Origin of the sequence: Streptomyces sp. NPDC100445, assembly GCF_044759735.1 — a bacterium.
In the GTDB taxonomy this organism is placed as follows: domain Bacteria; phylum Actinomycetota; class Actinomycetes; order Streptomycetales; family Streptomycetaceae; genus Streptomyces.
The window spans coordinates 271,672-286,727 of sequence record NZ_JBIVZV010000010.1 but is presented as its reverse complement, the minus strand read 5'-3'; the positions used below and the strand labels follow the sequence as shown (position 1 = coordinate 286,727).

Annotated in this window: 14 protein-coding genes; 9 read left to right on the top strand and 5 right to left on the bottom strand. The window is 75.1% G+C overall.

What is annotated here, in order from left to right; genetic code table 11:
* The first annotated feature begins 89 nt into the window (after nucleotides 1-89).
* The 3 genes from ACIQVT_RS24145 (at nucleotide 90) to ACIQVT_RS24135 (ending at nucleotide 3,421) form a co-directional block, all read left to right on the top strand.
* Complete coding sequence (locus ACIQVT_RS24145) at nucleotides 90-2,678, top strand: ATP-binding protein (RefSeq protein ID WP_403757560.1); 2,589 nt, start codon at nucleotides 90-92, stop codon at nucleotides 2,676-2,678.
* A gap of 27 nt (nucleotides 2,679-2,705) precedes the next feature.
* On the top strand, nucleotides 2,706-2,993 hold the full coding sequence (locus ACIQVT_RS24140; RefSeq protein WP_403757557.1) for a hypothetical protein: 288 nt from the start codon (nucleotides 2,706-2,708) through the stop codon (nucleotides 2,991-2,993).
* Between the two features lie 206 nt (nucleotides 2,994-3,199).
* Entirely contained in the window at nucleotides 3,200-3,421 is a 222-nt protein-coding gene (locus ACIQVT_RS24135) for a hypothetical protein (RefSeq protein ID WP_403757555.1), read from the top strand.
* A 797-nt stretch (nucleotides 3,422-4,218) separates the two neighbouring features.
* On the opposite strand, the gene ACIQVT_RS24130 is transcribed toward ACIQVT_RS24135, so the two are convergent.
* From ACIQVT_RS24130 to ACIQVT_RS24120, 3 genes are all read right to left on the bottom strand, one after another.
* The gene (locus tag ACIQVT_RS24130) at nucleotides 4,219-6,063 is read right to left on the bottom strand and encodes a copper resistance protein CopC (RefSeq protein ID WP_403757551.1); all 1,845 of its coding nucleotides are present in this window, start codon (nucleotides 6,061-6,063) and stop codon (nucleotides 4,219-4,221) included.
* Between the two features lie 126 nt (nucleotides 6,064-6,189).
* Nucleotides 6,190-6,777, bottom strand: coding sequence for a GNAT family N-acetyltransferase (locus ACIQVT_RS24125; RefSeq protein WP_403757548.1), 588 nt, complete (start codon nucleotides 6,775-6,777; stop codon nucleotides 6,190-6,192).
* A complete protein-coding gene (locus ACIQVT_RS24120) occupies nucleotides 6,770-8,890 on the bottom strand; it encodes a penicillin acylase family protein (RefSeq protein WP_403757545.1) in 2,121 nt (706 codons plus the stop codon). The genes ACIQVT_RS24125 and ACIQVT_RS24120 overlap by 8 nt, the downstream gene beginning before the upstream one ends.
* 69 nt (nucleotides 8,891-8,959) lie before the next feature.
* Here ACIQVT_RS24120 and ACIQVT_RS24115 point away from each other — a divergent pair, with 69 nt between their 5' ends.
* Together ACIQVT_RS24115 and ACIQVT_RS24110 are read left to right on the top strand one after the other, a co-directional pair.
* Nucleotides 8,960-9,682: a siderophore-interacting protein gene (locus ACIQVT_RS24115; protein ID WP_403757542.1), complete on the top strand. Its 723-nt coding sequence runs from the start codon at nucleotides 8,960-8,962 to the stop codon at nucleotides 9,680-9,682.
* Nucleotides 9,683-9,706: 24 nt separating this feature from the next.
* Entirely contained in the window at nucleotides 9,707-10,279 is a 573-nt protein-coding gene (locus tag ACIQVT_RS24110) for an HhH-GPD-type base excision DNA repair protein (protein ID WP_403757539.1), read from the top strand.
* Nucleotides 10,280-10,322: 43 nt separating this feature from the next.
* On the opposite strand, the gene ACIQVT_RS24105 is transcribed toward ACIQVT_RS24110, so the two are convergent.
* Entirely contained in the window at nucleotides 10,323-11,942 is a 1,620-nt protein-coding gene (locus tag ACIQVT_RS24105; RefSeq protein ID WP_403757536.1) for a helicase HerA-like domain-containing protein, read from the bottom strand.
* 113 nt (nucleotides 11,943-12,055) lie between these two features.
* Between ACIQVT_RS24105 and ACIQVT_RS24100 the strand changes: the two genes are divergently transcribed.
* Together ACIQVT_RS24100 and ACIQVT_RS24095 are read left to right on the top strand one after the other, a co-directional pair.
* On the top strand, nucleotides 12,056-12,352 hold the full coding sequence (locus ACIQVT_RS24100; RefSeq protein WP_004943146.1) for a type II toxin-antitoxin system VapB family antitoxin: 297 nt from the start codon (nucleotides 12,056-12,058) through the stop codon (nucleotides 12,350-12,352).
* A 98-nt stretch (nucleotides 12,353-12,450) separates the two neighbouring features.
* Nucleotides 12,451-13,131: a LytR C-terminal domain-containing protein gene (locus tag ACIQVT_RS24095; protein WP_403757532.1), complete on the top strand. Its 681-nt coding sequence runs from the start codon at nucleotides 12,451-12,453 to the stop codon at nucleotides 13,129-13,131.
* Between the two features lie 70 nt (nucleotides 13,132-13,201).
* Here ACIQVT_RS24095 and upp read toward each other — a convergent pair whose 3' ends face one another.
* Entirely contained in the window at nucleotides 13,202-13,837 is a 636-nt protein-coding gene (upp, locus tag ACIQVT_RS24090; RefSeq protein WP_356819271.1) for a uracil phosphoribosyltransferase, read from the bottom strand.
* Nucleotides 13,838-13,930: 93 nt separating this feature from the next.
* Here upp and ACIQVT_RS24085 point away from each other — a divergent pair, with 93 nt between their 5' ends.
* Together ACIQVT_RS24085 and ACIQVT_RS24080 are read left to right on the top strand one after the other, a co-directional pair.
* A complete protein-coding gene (locus ACIQVT_RS24085; RefSeq protein WP_403757526.1) occupies nucleotides 13,931-14,176 on the top strand; it encodes a hypothetical protein in 246 nt (81 codons plus the stop codon).
* Between the two features lie 336 nt (nucleotides 14,177-14,512).
* Nucleotides 14,513-15,049 carry a hypothetical protein gene (locus ACIQVT_RS24080; protein ID WP_403757753.1) on the top strand — a complete coding sequence of 179 codons (537 nt, stop codon included), beginning with the start codon at nucleotides 14,513-14,515 and terminating at the stop codon, nucleotides 15,047-15,049.
* Nucleotides 15,050-15,056: the final 7 nt, after the last annotated feature.

Here is a 15,056-nt window from a genome sequence, read left to right as displayed (position 1 = left end):
AACCCCGCGACAACACCCCACCATCCGACCCTCCTTGATCGGTCTGGATCTTTTGCGCGGCTCCGGCCACCGAGAGAAACTGGCGGGTGATGGACCTGCTGGAGCGAGAAGCCGTGCTTCAGGACCTGACCGGCCACCTTCAGGACGCCGTGAGCGGCCCTGGGCGCGTGGTCCTTGTGCGTGGTGAGGCCGGCATCGGCAAGACCGCCGTCGTCAACCGTCTGACCCAGCTGGCCGGTCCCCAGATCCGGGTCCTGGTCGGCGCCTGTGACCCATTGGCCACACCCCGCCCCCTCGGTCCGCTGGTGGACCTGGCTCCGCGCCTGGGCCAAGCGGTGCGTACCGCTCTGACCGGCGCGCTGGCCGGCACCTGCCGTACCGACGAGGTCTTCGACTGTCTGCTCGCCGACCTGAGTTCCTACCCCAGCCTGCTGGTCGTCGAGGACGTGCACTGGGCCGACGAGGCCACGATGGACCTGCTGCGGTATCTGGCCCGGCGCCTGCCGAGCGTCCCGGCGCTGCTGGTGGTGACCTACCGCGACGACGAGATCGGCCGCACCCACGACGTGACCGCCCTCCTGGGCACCCTGGCCGGCTATCCCTGGGTGTACCGCCACGACCTGGACCCGCTGAGCCGCCGGGCCGTGGCCCGGCTGGCCGCCGGGCACGCCGTCGACGCCGAGCAGCTGTCCCAGGTCTCCGCCGGCAACCCGTTCATCGTCACCGAGATCCTGGCCGCCCCCGCCGAGTCCATCCCGGCCACGGTGCTCGAAGCCGTCGCCGGCCGCCTGGCCGGTCTGTCCGCCGCGGCGCGCGAGGTCGTCGACGTGCTCTCCGTCCTGGGGCGCCGCGCTTCGCTCCCGCTGCTGGCCCGCATGCTGCCGGCCCCCGAGGAGGCGCTCGACGAGGCCGTGGCCGGCGGGATCGTACGGACCGACGGGCAGATGACCGAGTTCCGCCACGAGCTGACCAGGCTGGCGGTGCTGGTGTCCGTCCCCGCCGCCTACCGTCTTCGGGTGCACCGGCAGGCCCTGGCGGCGATGCGGTCCGGCCCGGTCGCCGTGGACGATCTGACGCTGCTGGCCGATCACGCCGAGGGCGCGGGCGACGCGGCCGCCGTACTGGAGTTCGCGCCCGCGGCGGCCGCCCACGCCGCCGCGCTGGGCGCCCACCGGGAGGCGGCCGCCCAGTACGCCCGCGCCCTGCGGTACGCCGACCGCCTGCCCACCGGCCCACAGAGCTCCCTGCTGGAAGGGCATTCGCAGGCCTGCCTCCTGTCCGGCCGGCTGGACGAGGGGGTCGCCTCGCGCCACCGGGCGGTGAAGCTGCGCCGTGTCCTGGGCGACCGGCTGCGCGAGGGGGAGGATCTGCGCTGGCTGTCGTGCTGGCTGTGGCCGGACGGACGCGCCGTCGAGGCCAGGCGGACCGGCCTGGACGCGGTGCGGGTGCTGGAAGGACTGGGACCGAGCCCGGAGCTGGCCCGGGCGTACCTGAACCTCTGCCAGCTGGCCTGCTACGGGCATGAGGCGGTCACGGTGATCGACGCCTACGCCGCGAGGGCGACCGCGCTGGGTGAGCGCTTCGGCGATGCCGGGGTGGTCGCGCAGGCCCGCTTCCATGCCGCGGCGGCACGCATGCTGAGCGAGGACGCCGACTCGAGCGACTGCGAACAGGCGGTGACCAGCGCGATGGCGCAGGACCTGCCGGAGGACGCGGGCCTCCTGGCGCTCAACATGTGCTGGTTCACCGCGCTCAAGCGTGACACCGCCGAGACCACCGCGGCCGTGAACCGGGCGGAGGCCTATTGCCTCGACCGCGACCTGTTGTCGTACCTGCTGTGCACGCGGGCCTGGGGCAGCTGGGGGCTGCTGGCCCGGGGCCTGTGGAGCAAGGCCGCCGACGCCGCGCAGAGTGTCTTGTCCCATCCCAGCTCACCACCGGTCGTACGGGCCCTGACCCTGACCGTCCTCGCCCTGGTGCGGGCCCGCCAGGGCAAGGGCCCGGTGTGGCCGCTGCTGGAGCAGGCCGCGACCCTGGTCGACTCCGACTGCCTGCTGGACACGGGCCTGGGGTGGGAGGCCCGGGTGGAGGCGGCCTGGCTGGCCGGTGACCATGAGCGGGTGCGGACGGAGGCACAACGCGGTCTGGACGCGTTGGCGGGACGTGCCCATCCCTGGCTGTCCGGGCCCCTGGCCTGCTGGATCCGCCGCGTCGGAGGAACACCCCCGCGGGTGCCCGCGGCCGGACCCTGCGCGCTGGAGCTGGCCGGCGACTGGGCGGGCGCCGCGGTCCAGTGGGACAGGCTCGGCTGCCCGTACCAGGCCGCGCTGGTCCGCCTGTCCGGTGACGCGCCCGCGCTGCACGAGGCTCTGGCCGCCTTCGAGGCCCTCGGCGCCCGGCCGGCCGTGGCACGCACCCGCGCCGTGATGCGTGCCCGCGGCGTCCGCCCGGTCCGGCGTGGCCCACGGGCCGCCACCCGCGCCAATCCGTACGGGCTGACCCTCCGGGAGATGGACGTCCTCAAGCTGCTGCACGAGGGCCTGTCGGATGCCGAGATCGCGGCCCGCCTCTACATCACGCCCAAGACCGCCGGGCACCACGTGGGCGCGGTACTGGCCAAACTCGGCGTCCACACCCGGCAGGAAGCCGCCCGCAAACTCCACCATTCCGAGCGCTGAGTTCCAGCAGTCCCAGGGGTGATGAGCATGCAGAGAGCAACCTCACGGATCACCGGCCTCCTGGCCGCGGCCTGCTGCTGCCTGACCCTCGGCGCATGGGGCGCGCCCACATCCGCGACGTCGGCAGCCCAGTGTTACGCGACACAGCGCGACCCGACCGGCGTCGTGTGTTACCGGACGTCCTGGAAGGCCGAGTTCAGGCACGGCGACATCGTCTACGTCCCGCGCCTCGTCCAGGTGCCCACGCCGTCGCCTCCGCCGCGTGTGACGACCGTCGGCAGCCTGGACGACATCCGCCCGACCGGCACCGGGTGACCGCGCGACCACCCCCGCCCGGCAGGCGATGTGACCTCGGTCGCCACCGGAACCGGCGGCCGCGGCCCGGCCCGCGGAAGACGCAGGTCAAGGGGGAGGCCGCCCGGGATGTGCCGCCGCAGGGCCGGTGCCGCCCGGAGCCGCGTTACACAACGGATGTGAACGGCCGCAGCGGATGGGAGGCACTTGGGCGCATACTGGGGGCAATGACTAAGCCAGCCGCACCCAAGCGTCACTTGCCGACCAGCCCCTTCAAGGCTCCGGTCGCACCGGCTCCCAAGCATTTCGCCGTGGGCGACCAGGTCACACACGACATGTACGGCCTCGGCCGCGTGATCGGCGTCGAGGAAGGAATCGCGGTGCTCGTCGATTTCGGCTCGGCGCAGATGCGGATCCTCAGCCCGTACGCGAAGATGACCAAGCTGTAGAACCGCTGTGCCCGGTCACGGCACGCCGGGCCCCGACAGGGGCCCGTAACGAAAGAGAGACCTCTCATCGAACCGACGTCGCTGTTCTCCGCGCCGGAAGGCCAACCCCGCAACTCCACCGCGGGCTCGCCGCGTCCGACGACGAACCCCTTCCAGGCCCCGGACTTCGGGGAGGACGAGACGCTCTGGACCGAGGACGCCGAGGGCCCGGTCCCTGACCACGCCCCGGAATCGCGTCCGGCGCGACGCGCGGCGGCCTAGTCACGCGGAGCGCTCCGCGTGACCGCCGCCCCCCGGGCCGCGCACGCGGACGCACGTCCACCCCAGCCACCGGCCGTCACCACGACGGCCGTCGGCCTTCTCCTCGCCACCGCGCGACGGCACCGCCCTCCGCGACGACGGACAGCGTGCCGCGGTCGGCGACGGCCCCCGCTCCCTGTCCCCGACAGGGACGGTTCCCCGCTCGGCCATGCCCGACGCCTTGAACACCCCGGCGACGGGCCCGGTCCACCGAGCGCTGCCCCCTTCCGGTGCCGGCCGGCACCACCGGCGTACCGGTGGTCGGCGCGGTCCAGCCGCTTACCGGTAAGGGCGACCCGGGTCACGCGGAAGCCCTCGGAAATGTGCCGCAACCCCGGGGCGTCCCGCACACGCACGCGTCCGGGGGCGCCGTCGGCCGGGCGCGCAGACCACGCACCACCGCGCGATGGCGCCCGCACCCCCGCACGGTTCGAACCGGTCACCGGTCACGGTCACCGCTCACCGGCCCCTGCACCACCGGGCCCGCCCGGCTCCTCTCATCGCGTCACCCGTAGGGGTGCCGAGACCGTCACCTGGTCGAGGTCCGAGACGCGGACCGTCGCCTTCAGGGTCCAAGTGCCGGGCAGGGGCAGGGTGAAGGAGGGGGCGGACCAGTAGCCGCCGCGGTCGGCGACCCGCGTGTCCAGGGGACCCAGGTGCCGGGACGGGAACGTCAGGGTGATCCGGAGTCCCGGCACGGCGGAGAGGCCGCCGTCGGCGCCGTAGACCACCGCCTGGACGGAGTTGGTACCGACGCGGCCGGGGTCCAGGGTGATCTGCACCTTGCCGCGGCCCCCGGGGCCGCCGGTGTCGAAGGGGATCGTGAGGACGGACGCCGCCGGGATGCCCGCCGTCACCGGGGCGTCGGACGACGCGGACCCGGTCTCCGCGCGGCCGGGCACGGTGCTGGTCAGCAGCGTGGTCAGGGCCAGGACCAGCAGGGCGGCCGTCGCCTCCACCAGTACCGAACGCCGCAGCAGGTGGAGCGGTACGGCCCCATCGGGCTCCGGTCCGGGCGGGGGCGGCGGGAGCGGGGGGCCCGTCGCCGGTTGAGGGACGGGCGACGGGGCGGGGACGGCGGCCCGGGTCAGCCGGGCGGTCCAGGCCCGAGAGCAGGCCGCCGCGAGCAGGAGCGCCGCGACCACGGCCAGTTTGGCCAGGAGGGTGTGTCCGTACGTGGTGCCGGTCAGGGCCTGCCACGAGCCGAGACCCCGCCAGGACTGGTAGACGCCGGTCAGCACCAGGACCGTCACCGAGCCGGCGGCCAGCCGGGAGAAGCGGGCCGGGACCGAGGCGGGCAGCCCGGCCGGCGCCGGGGTGTGCCGGAACGTCCACAGCAGCGCGGCCAGGCCGCCGAGCCAGGCCCCCGTCGCCAGCAGGTGCAGGGTCGCGGAGACGAGCGCCGCGGGCACCTGGATGCCCGCCGAGGCGTGGTCGGACGCCGGCCAGGTCAGGCACAGGGCGACGGCGAGGACCCCGGCCGCCACGAGGCCGGCACGGCGCGGGAGCCGGGCCCGGCGCGGTGCCGGCACGGCCGCGGCGAGGGCGGCCGGCACCAGCAGCAGCGCCAGCCGGAACAGGAGCATCCGGCCCGGCCGGGTCGTCGCCGTGTGGGTGAGGGCGGACAGCCGGAAGGCGGTCGCCGGGGAGGCGGCCTCCTCGTAGGGGGCGCGCAGGACGTACAGGGCGACGGTGGTGAGGGCGAGCGTCGCCGCGGCGGCCAGGGCGGGGGCGCGCAGGTGGGCCGTGACCGGCGGGCGGCAGTACGCCACGAACGCGGCCGTGCCCAGCAGCAGGGCCAGGGAGAGGTAGGCGAGGTAGCGGGCGATGGTGTCGAGGGCCGTGGTCGCCTGGTTCTCCGCCCGGTCCGGGGGCGGGGCCGCCGGGGCCGCCGTGCGCTCGCCGACCGAGAAGGTGAGGGCGCCGGACACCGGGTGGCTGTCGGCCGACACCACCCGCCAGGCGACGGTGTACGTGCCGGTGGCCAGGTGGGCGGGCAGCGACACGCGGGCCGTGTCCGGGCTGGCGGGGGTGTGGCCGGCGGGTCCGGTGCGCAGGCGGTGGTTGCGGGGGTCGTACACCCGGAAGGAGTCCGTCAGCAGGCCGACCGACTCGGTGAAGGTGAGGGTCACGTGGTCGGGGGCCGTGCGCAGGACCGTTCCGTCGCCGGGGTCCGTGGTGCGCAGCACGGCGTGCGCGGCGGCGGGCGCGGCGGTGCCCAGCACCAGGCCGGGCAGCAGGCCGAGCAGGAGGACCGGGAGCAGCAGGAGCGCCGGGGGGCGGCGCCCCGGGACGCCGCGGTCGGGTCCCCGTCCCGGTCGTCGGTGTCCGTCGCGCAGCACCGTCGTCAGCCTCCGTCCCCACGGCCCCGGGCACCCGTGCCGGTGCCTCGACAGAGGTACGGGAAGGACCGCCCGTCTGCTCATCCGCCGGACACTGGTGCGGGGGGGCGGGGCCGGGGCCGGTCGTCAGCCGGGGAAGGCGGCCGTCCGGTCCAGGAAGGCGAGCCGGGCGCGCTTCTCGGGCAGGTACACGTCGGGGAGGTCGATCTCGGGCAGGACGACCTCCGGTCCGCGGCGGAACCCCTGGCGTTCGAAGCGGGCGAGCGCCTTGGTGTTGCGGACATCCGGGTCGACGACGATCCGCTGCCGGTCCAGGCCCCGCAGCGTGAACGTCGTCAGCGCCGCCAGCAGGGCCGATGTCCAGCCGGGGTGGGCGCCGCCGGGCTGGGCGGGGGCGAGGAGCAGGTGGACGCCGATGTCGCCGGGCCGGACGTCGTAGCACTCGCCCACGCGGTCGGCGGCGGGCTCGTACGTCTGGAGCAGCGCCGCCGGCCGGTGGTCCTTGGTGACGAGGTAGGCATGATGGGTGTCGAGGCCGGCGAGGTGGGCGTAGATCTCGGCGACCCGGGCCTCGGACAGTCCGTTCATGCCCCAGAACGCGGCGCGTTCCTCGCTGACCCAGGCGTGCACCACTCCCGCGTCGCCCTCCGGGTCGAGGGGACGGACGCGGACGGTGCCGTAGCCGTCGATGTGCTGGACGTGCAGATCACTCATGGGTCTCCTCCAGGGTGAGCCGGGTCCAGTCGGTGACGACCGGGGCGAGCTCCCCCTCCAGCCACAGGGGGAGCTGGTCGCGGTGGTGGGCGGTGCCGGGGACGCCGTCGGCGCCGAAGGGGACCACCCAGCGGCTGTTGTCGCGGTCGGCGAGGTCCCAGACGTAGCGGGCGGCCGGGCCGCGCGCGGCGTGGTCGGTGAGGCCGGGGACGGCGGAGGTGCAGAGCACGCAGTCGTGGTCGCCGGCGAGGCCGGGGGTGGCGGGGCCGGTGGCCGGGTCCGCCGGCAGCGCCGACCAGGGGGCCAGCCGGTGGGTGGCGGACCAGGGTCCGGCGGGTGGGTCGGCGGCGACCTCCTCCAGGGCCGCGCGGACGGATTCGGCGCGGTCGATGCCGTACAGGTGCTCGGCGCGCAGCAGGTGTTCGAGGGCGTGGCCGACGCGGGGCACCAGGGCCAGCCACGGGAGCAGCACGTCGGGGAGGGCCGGGGGCCGGGCGAGCGGGGCGAGGGCGGGGTGTGCGGCGAGGTGGCGCACGACCGCGCCGCGCACCGCCGCGTACCCGGCCGCGTCGGTGCTGTCCGCCTCCATGCGGCGGTCCCAGGCGAGCAGGCGGCCGCGGAGGGCGGCCGCGGCGGGGGTGAGGCCGGTGAGGGCGGCGATGTGGTCCAGGAGCGGGCCGGCGGAGGCGAGATGGGTGTCCGTGTGGATCGCGGCCATGTCACCGGCGGTCCAGGCGCGGCGCTCCTCGAGGAGGGCGCGGATGCGGGCGGCGCGGTGGGGCGGGGCGAACTCGACGCCGAGGGGGGCGGCGAGCCCGCGTTCGTTGGCCATCACCGCGATGCCGTCGGACGGGACGGCGTACGGCGTCCCGTGCGTGCCCCGCCAGGCGTGGCCGGGCAACCAGGCGGGGACCGGACGGAGCCGGTTGGCCTCGGCGCGCACGGGGACGCGGCCGGCGACGCGGTGGAGGGTGCCCCCCGCGGTGTCGGCGGCGTGGACGACGTTGACCGGTTCCGCCCAGGCGTCCAGGGCCCGGTCGACGTCGGAGACGGTGCGGGCGCGCAGCAGGGGGAGGAGGGCGCCGAAGCCGAGGTCCCCGGTGACCCGGGGCGGGTAGCGGAGGGCGAGCGCTCCGGCCTCCCCCTCGGCGCCGGGGCCGTGACCGGCCGCGGGTGCCCCGTCCGCGCCGGGGTCCGGGCCGCCGGCGACGATCGGGCCGCGCTCGGTCTCGACGACCTCCAGGGTGAGCGGGGGTTCCCCGGCGATCTCCACCGTCTCGGGGTGGCACGCGGCGCGCTGCCAGGTGCCGTCCGGGGAGAGGGCCTCGACGCCCGTGCCGGTGCGGCGCAGGCGTTCGCGGTAGAGGTCCTGGTAGTCGGCCATGGCGTTGGTGATGGCCCAGGCGACGGTGCCGGTGTGGCCGAAGTGGGCGATGCCGGGGACGCCCGGGACGGCGAGGCCGACGACGTCGAACTCCGGGCAGGACAGGCGGATCTGCTGGTAGACGCCGGGGTCCTCGATGAAGCGGTGCGGGTCGCCGGCGATGAGGGCGTGGCCGGTGGCGGTGCGTTCCCCGGTGACGAGCCAGCCGTTGCTGCCGGCGGTGCCGGGGCCGTCGGTGGCGAACAGGCGGACGGCGTCGGGGCCGAGGTGCCGGGTCACGTGCTCGCGCCAGAGCTTGGCGGGGAAGCCGGCGAAGAGGATGTGGGTGGCCAGCCAGACGCCGAGGGGTGTCCAGGGCCGCCAGCGGCCGGGGGTGAGGCCGGTGCGGGCGAACTCGGGGGCGCGGCGGGCGCCCGCGGACAGGCCCGCGTTGACGCCGTCGGCGTACGCCCGGACCCAGTCGGCGGTCTCGGGGTCCTGATGTTCCAGGGCGGTGAAGCAGCGGCGGGCGGTGTCGTCCAACCGGGCGCGGCGGGCGAGGACGTCCCAGGAGACGGCCGGGGCGCCGAGGAAGGCGGCCGAGGTGCCCTGCGCGCGGTGCCGTTCGACCTCAAGCTGCCAGGCCCGGTCGTGCGCGGTGACCCGGCCCTGGGCGTGGGCGAGTTCGCGGACGCCGGACGCGCGCAGATGGGGGATGCCCCAGGCGTCGCGGTAGGTCTCGGTGGTCACCCGACGATCCTCCTTTTTAGGTTAGCCTGACCTAAGTTTTACGCATCGTACGCGAGCGGCGGAGGCTTCATGGGGCAGGGGCGGGGTTGGGAAGGCAGGGTCCTCAGGCTGCTGGGCGGCAGGGACTTCCGCTGCACGGTCCTGGACGTCGAGGACGTCACCCCGCACTACCGGCGGCTCCGGCTGAGCGACGGCGGGCTCCTCGCCTCGGCCGGTGTCCACCCCACGATGTGGGTACGGCTGTGGTTCACCGACGCCGGCCGGCCGCACCAGCGGGCCTACACCCTGGTCGGCCCCGACCCGGCCGCCGGCACCTTCGGCCTGGAGTTCGCCCTGCACGAGGGCCGGGCCTCCGACTGGGCGCGGGCCGCACGGCCCGGCGACACCGTCGACGCCACCGTGCAGGGCACCGGGTTCCGGCACCCCGACCCCGTGCCGTCGCACCTGGCCGTGATCGGCGACCCGGCCTCCCTGCCCGCCGTCAACTCCCTGCTCGGCGCGCTCGACACGGTCCCGGCGACCGTCTGGTTCGAGGGCGACCCGGCCGGACTGCCCGGCCCGGCCGGACGCGGCCCCTACGAGATACGGCCGGTGCCGCGCCGGGACGCGGGCGCCCACCTGGTGCGGCGGGTCCGCGCCGAACTGCCCGCCGTCCTCGCCGGCACCCCCGCCCCGTACGTCTGGATCGCCTGCGACACGGCGACGACCCGGACGCTCGCGGGTCACGTCCGCAGGGAACTGGGCGTGCCGCGGCAGCGGGTGCACGCGCTCGGGTACTGGCGCGCGGACTGAGGGACCGCGCGGGATCATCGACCCATGGACGTCACCCTGCACCTCGCCCAGGACCCCGCGGCCGACGCGCTGCTCGGGCGCTCCCCGCTCGCCGCGCTCACCGGCATGCTGCTGGACCAGCAGATCCCGATGGAGTGGGCGTTCAAGGGGCCCCGGACCATCGCGGACCGGCTCGGCACCGAGGACCTGGACGCGCACGAGATCGCGGCGGCGGATCCGGAGGCGTTCGCCGCGGTGCTCGCCGAGAAGCCCGCGGTGCACCGCTATCCGGGGTCGATGGCCAAGCGGGTGCAGCAGCTGTGCCGGTACCTGGTCGAGCACTACGACGGGGACGCCGAGGCGGTCTGGCGGGACGCCGGCAGCGGGGCCGAGCTGTTGCGGCGGCTGGAGGAGCTGCCGGGGTTCGGCAAGCAGAAGGCCCGGATCTTCCTGGCCCTGCTCGGCAAGCGGCTCGGGGTCACGCCCGATGGCTGGCGGGAGGCCGCCGGCCCCTACGGCGAACCGGACTCCTTCCGCTCGGTCGCCGACATCACCGGCCCGGACTCCCTGGCCCGGGTCCGCGCGTACAAGCAGGAGATGAAGGCGGCGAAGGAGTAGCGACCGGCGGCACGCCCACCGCCCGGCGACCGCCGCCACCGCACTACCGCCGTCGCCGCGCCGTCCCGAACAGGGAGCGGGTGATCTCCCGCCCCAGCTGGGTGCCGACCGACCGGGCCAGCGACTTGAACACGCCGCTGCCCACGACCTGTTCGACCAGCGACGGCTCCTCGCGCGGCGCCGCCTTCCGTGGCTCGGGCGCCTCGCGCCCCGGCCCGTCCGCCGGCCGGGCCTGCGCCCCGGCGTCCGCGTCCGCTTCCGCTTCCGCTTCCGTCCGGGCGGCGGTCAGCCGCTCGTACGCCGACTCGCGGTCCACAGCCTGTGCATAACGTTCGTGGAGCGGGGAGTCGCGGACCGCGCGGTCCAGCGCGGCGGGGTCCAGCGGGCCCATGAGGGACTCCGGCGCGCGCAGCCGGACGGCGGCGACCGGGGTCGGGGCACCGCTCTCACCGAGCACGGTCACCACCGCCTCGCCGGTGCCGAGGCCGGTGAGGAGCCCGGCCAGGTCGTACGCCGACCGGGGGAAGGTCCGCACGGTGGCGGTCAGCGCCTTGTCGTCGTCGGGCGTGTAGGCGCGCAGGGCGTGCTGGACCCGGTTGCCGAGCTGGGCGAGGACGTCGCCGGGCACGTCCTTCGGGGTCTGGGTGACGAAGAAGACGCCGACGCCCTTGGAGCGGATCAGCCGCACCGTCCGGGTGATCGCCTCCAGGAACGCCTCGGACGCGTCGTGGAACAGCAGGTGGGCCTCGTCGAAGAAGAAGACGAGCCTCGGCCGGTCGGTGTCGCCGATCTCGGGCAGGTCGTGGAAGAGGTCGGCGAGCAGCCACATCAGGAACGTCGAGAACAGCCGCGGCCTGTCCTGGACGGCGGTGAGCTCCAGCACGGAGACGATGCCGCGCCCGTCCTGCGCCGTGCGCAGGAGGCCGGCCGTGTCGAACTCCGGCTCGCCGAAGAAGTCCGCCCCGCCCTGCGCCTCGAAGACGGTCAGGGCACGCAGGACGACCCCGGCGGTGGCGGCGGACAGCCCGCCGATGCCCCGCAGTTCGGCCTTGCCCTCGTCGGAGGTGAGGAAGGCGACGACCGCGCGCAGGTCCTTCAGGTCGATCAGTTCCAGGCCCTTGGTGTCGGCGTAGTGGAAGACCAGACCGAGGGACTCCTCCTGGGTCGGGTTCAGCCGGAGCGCCTTGGCCAGCAGCACGGGTCCGAAACTGGTGACCGTCGCCCGTACGGGGATGCCCTGGCCGAGGCCGCCGAGCGCGAGGAACTCCGCCGGGAAACCGGCCGCGGCCCAGTCCTGGCCCACCTCCGCGGCCCGCCCGCGCACCCGGTCGTCGTCGCGGCCCGGCCGGGCGATGCCGGACAGGTCGCCCTTGACGTCGGCGAGGAACACCGGCACACCCCGCGCCGACAGCTGCTCGGCGATCAGCTGGAGCGTCTTGGTCTTGCCGGTGCCGGTGGCGCCCGCGACCAGCCCGTGCCGGTTGAGCACGGACAGGGGGACGCGGACCGGCGCGTCCGCGTGGCACCGTCCGTCCCACAGCAGGGCGCCGAGGTCGAGGGCGGGGCCGGTGAAGTCGTACCCGGCGGCGATCGCACGGGCCGGCGCGGGCGGTCCGGCGGGCCCCCGCGGGCCGTCGGGTGGCGCGGTGTCGCTGTCGCTCATTCCGGGCCCCTGTTCCCGTAGTAACCCGTATGCCTGACTTGTTCCTTCTTTTCAAGCGTGGCACTCGGCCTCCATGGCTGCGCCCGGAACGTCTTGACCGGTAGGCTTTCCGTGTGATCTTCAAGCGCATCGGAAACGGCCGGCCGTACCCCGACCACGGCCGGGAAAGCACCCGGCAGTGGGCGGACGTCGCGCCGCGCCCGGTCCGCCTCGATCAGCTCGTCACCACCAAGCAGCAGCTCGATCTGGAGACTCTGCTGGCCGAGGACTCGACGTTCTACGGCGACCTCTTCGCGCACGTCGTGAAGTGGCAGGGCGACCTGTACCTGGAGGACGGACTGCACCGCGCGGTCCGTGCCGCCCTCCAGCAGCGCCAGGTGCTGCACGCCCGCGTGCTCGAACTGGACTGACCCCCGGCGACACGGCCATTGGCCCTTTCGGGTTCGGCTGGGCGGCATCAGCTGATCATCTGATAGGCATCGTCGCCCCGGCGCACTACGCTGCGTTCATGAGCATGCTGACTCCGCCCGGCATGGGCGGCCGGTACCGCATCACGGGGGACACATACCCGCGGATGCGTCCGCCCCGGCGACGCGTCAGGCTCGTGGCCGTCGTGGTGGCGTCGGCCGCCGTGCTCGGCGCCGCCGGCTGGGGCACCTCGCAGCTCATCGACGTCTTCTCCGGCGACCGGAACCCCGCCGCCGGCTCCGCCGCCGACTGTCGCCTGAAGGCCGCGGCGGCCCCGGCGGCCCGGGTCCGGGCACTGCCCGCGCCCGGCCGGATCACGGTGAACGTCTACAACGCCACCCGGCGCACCGGGCTCGCCAAGGACACCGCCGACCAGCTGCGCCGGCGCGGCTTCCGGATCGGCGCCGTGGGCAACGCGCCCCAGAAGCTGGACAAGAAGGTCAAGGGCACCGGGCTGCTGCTCGGCCCCGCCGCCGCGCGGGACACCTCGCTGCGGGTGCTCGGCACCCAGCTCGCCGGTGCCGACCTGCGCACCGAGACGGGACGCAAGGGCGCCGACCTGGACCTGGTCATCGGGGACGCCTTCAAGGGGCTCACCCGGCAGGCGGACGCCGACCGGGCCGTGACCGCGCTGACCGCACCCGTCCCCTCCGCGTCACCCTCCGCCACGGCACCGGCCGCGGCCTCGGCGGCCACGAAGAAGGGCTGCGCGGCGCGGTAGTGCCCGCCCCGCACAGCCCTCGTCGCCGTGCTCCTGCCGCGCGGCCGCCCCGGCCGCGCCCCGGTGCCGCCTACTCCGCCGCGCCGTACAGCCGGTCCCCGGCGTCGCCCAGGCCCGGGATGATGTAGCCGTGCTCGTTCAGGTGGTCGTCCACGGCCGCCGTGACGACGGTGACCGGGGTGTCGGCCAGTTCGCGTTCCATGACCTCCACGCCCTCCGGCGCGGCCAGCAGGACGACCGCCGTGACGTCGTCGGCGCCGCGCCTGATCAGCTCCCGGATCGCCGCGACCAGGGTGCCGCCGGTGGCCAGCATCGGGTCCAGGACGTACACCTGGCGGCCCGACAGGTCCTCGGGCATGCGCGAGGCGTACGTGGAGGCCTCGAGCGTCTCCTCGTTGCGGATCATGCCCAGGAAGCCCACCTCGGCGGTCGGCAGCAGCCGGACCATGCCGTCCAGCATGCCCAGCCCGGCGCGCAGGATCGGCACCACCAGCGGGCGGGGGCGGGCGAGCTTGACGCCGGTGGTCTGCGCGACCGGCGTCCGGATGCCGACCGTCTCGGTGCGGACGTCCCGCGTGGCCTCGTAGGCGAGCAGGGTGACCAGCTCGTCGGCGAGTCGCCGGAAGGTCGCGGAATCGGTGCGCTGGTCGCGCAGCGTGGTGAGCTTGTGGGCGACCAGGGGGTGGTCGACGACGTGGAGGCGCATGCCCTAACCGTACCTGCGCCGCGCGCGCCCTCACGCTGGCGTCAATCCGGCCGTCCGGGGGAAGGCGGTAAGGACGGACAAGGGTGGTGTGACGTGTCTGACCTGCCTGACAAGCATGTGAGCGTCCTCGGGGCCACCGGTGGTGCGGCCGGGCCCGCGGGCGAGTTCGCCGAGGGCGCCCGCGACGCGCCCGAGAGCGCGGCCGACCGTCGGCGCCGCCGCGCCCAGTTCCTGCGCGACCTCGCCGAGGCCCGGGAGCTGCGCGCCCGCGTCCAGCCGCGGCGCGCCAAGGCCGCCCGATTGCGCCACGCGATGCGGATGCGGACGTTCCGCCGGTAGGCCCGTGGACCTGACCGGGCCGCGCGGACCGGGCCCGGTGCGGCCGTCCGGGGCCCGGAACAGCCGCGCCCGCGCCGGTGTTGCCACGGTGGGCGTGCGTGGACGCCGGGGGAAAGCCGCGTACGATCCGCAGGTGGCGGCAATGAGCGCGCTGGCGGACCGATCCCTGATCGCGATCGAAACAGCCAGACACAGGGAGCCGAAGACGTCCCCTGGACGCCTTGTTTCTGCCACGATTCCGAGTGGGTGGGGCTCGGGGCCCAGGCTCTCCCCTCCCACGCACCTCCGCCGGGGGGACCCCCAACCGGCACGCCTATGACCAGTGGGAGAGTCACGGTGTACTTCGCCGCACTGCTCGCGCGCACCGAAGACGGGTGGGAAGCGAGCGACACGGAGCTCGACGATGTGGAGACCCTGTCGGATCTGGCCGACCTGGCCCGGGAAGCCTCTCCCGACGAGGACACGGTGCTCGTCCTGCTCGAGCAGGAGGACGCCTGGTTCGGGGTGGTCCGCGTGGACGGCGAGGAGGACCCTCGCATCTACGTCTCGGACGCCGCCGCCGCCCGGCGCAGCGCCTACGGCGAGCTGCTGCTCACCGACGAGCTGCTCGGCCGGGAGCCCGGCGCGGACGACGGCCCGGACCTGGACGCCCTCGACCTCGACGGCACGGAGGACGGCGAGTCCGACGACGCCGAGGAGGAGGACGCGGCCCCGGCCGCCGACTCGGTGCCGCACAGCCCGGTGGGCGACAGCGAGATCCTGGACGACCTGGGCATCGACGAGAAGCAGCTGCGCGCCCTGGACGCCGACGACGCGCTGAGCACGATCGCCGAGGCCCTCGGTGCCTCGGAGGTCCTGGAGACCGTCCGCTGACCGCGCC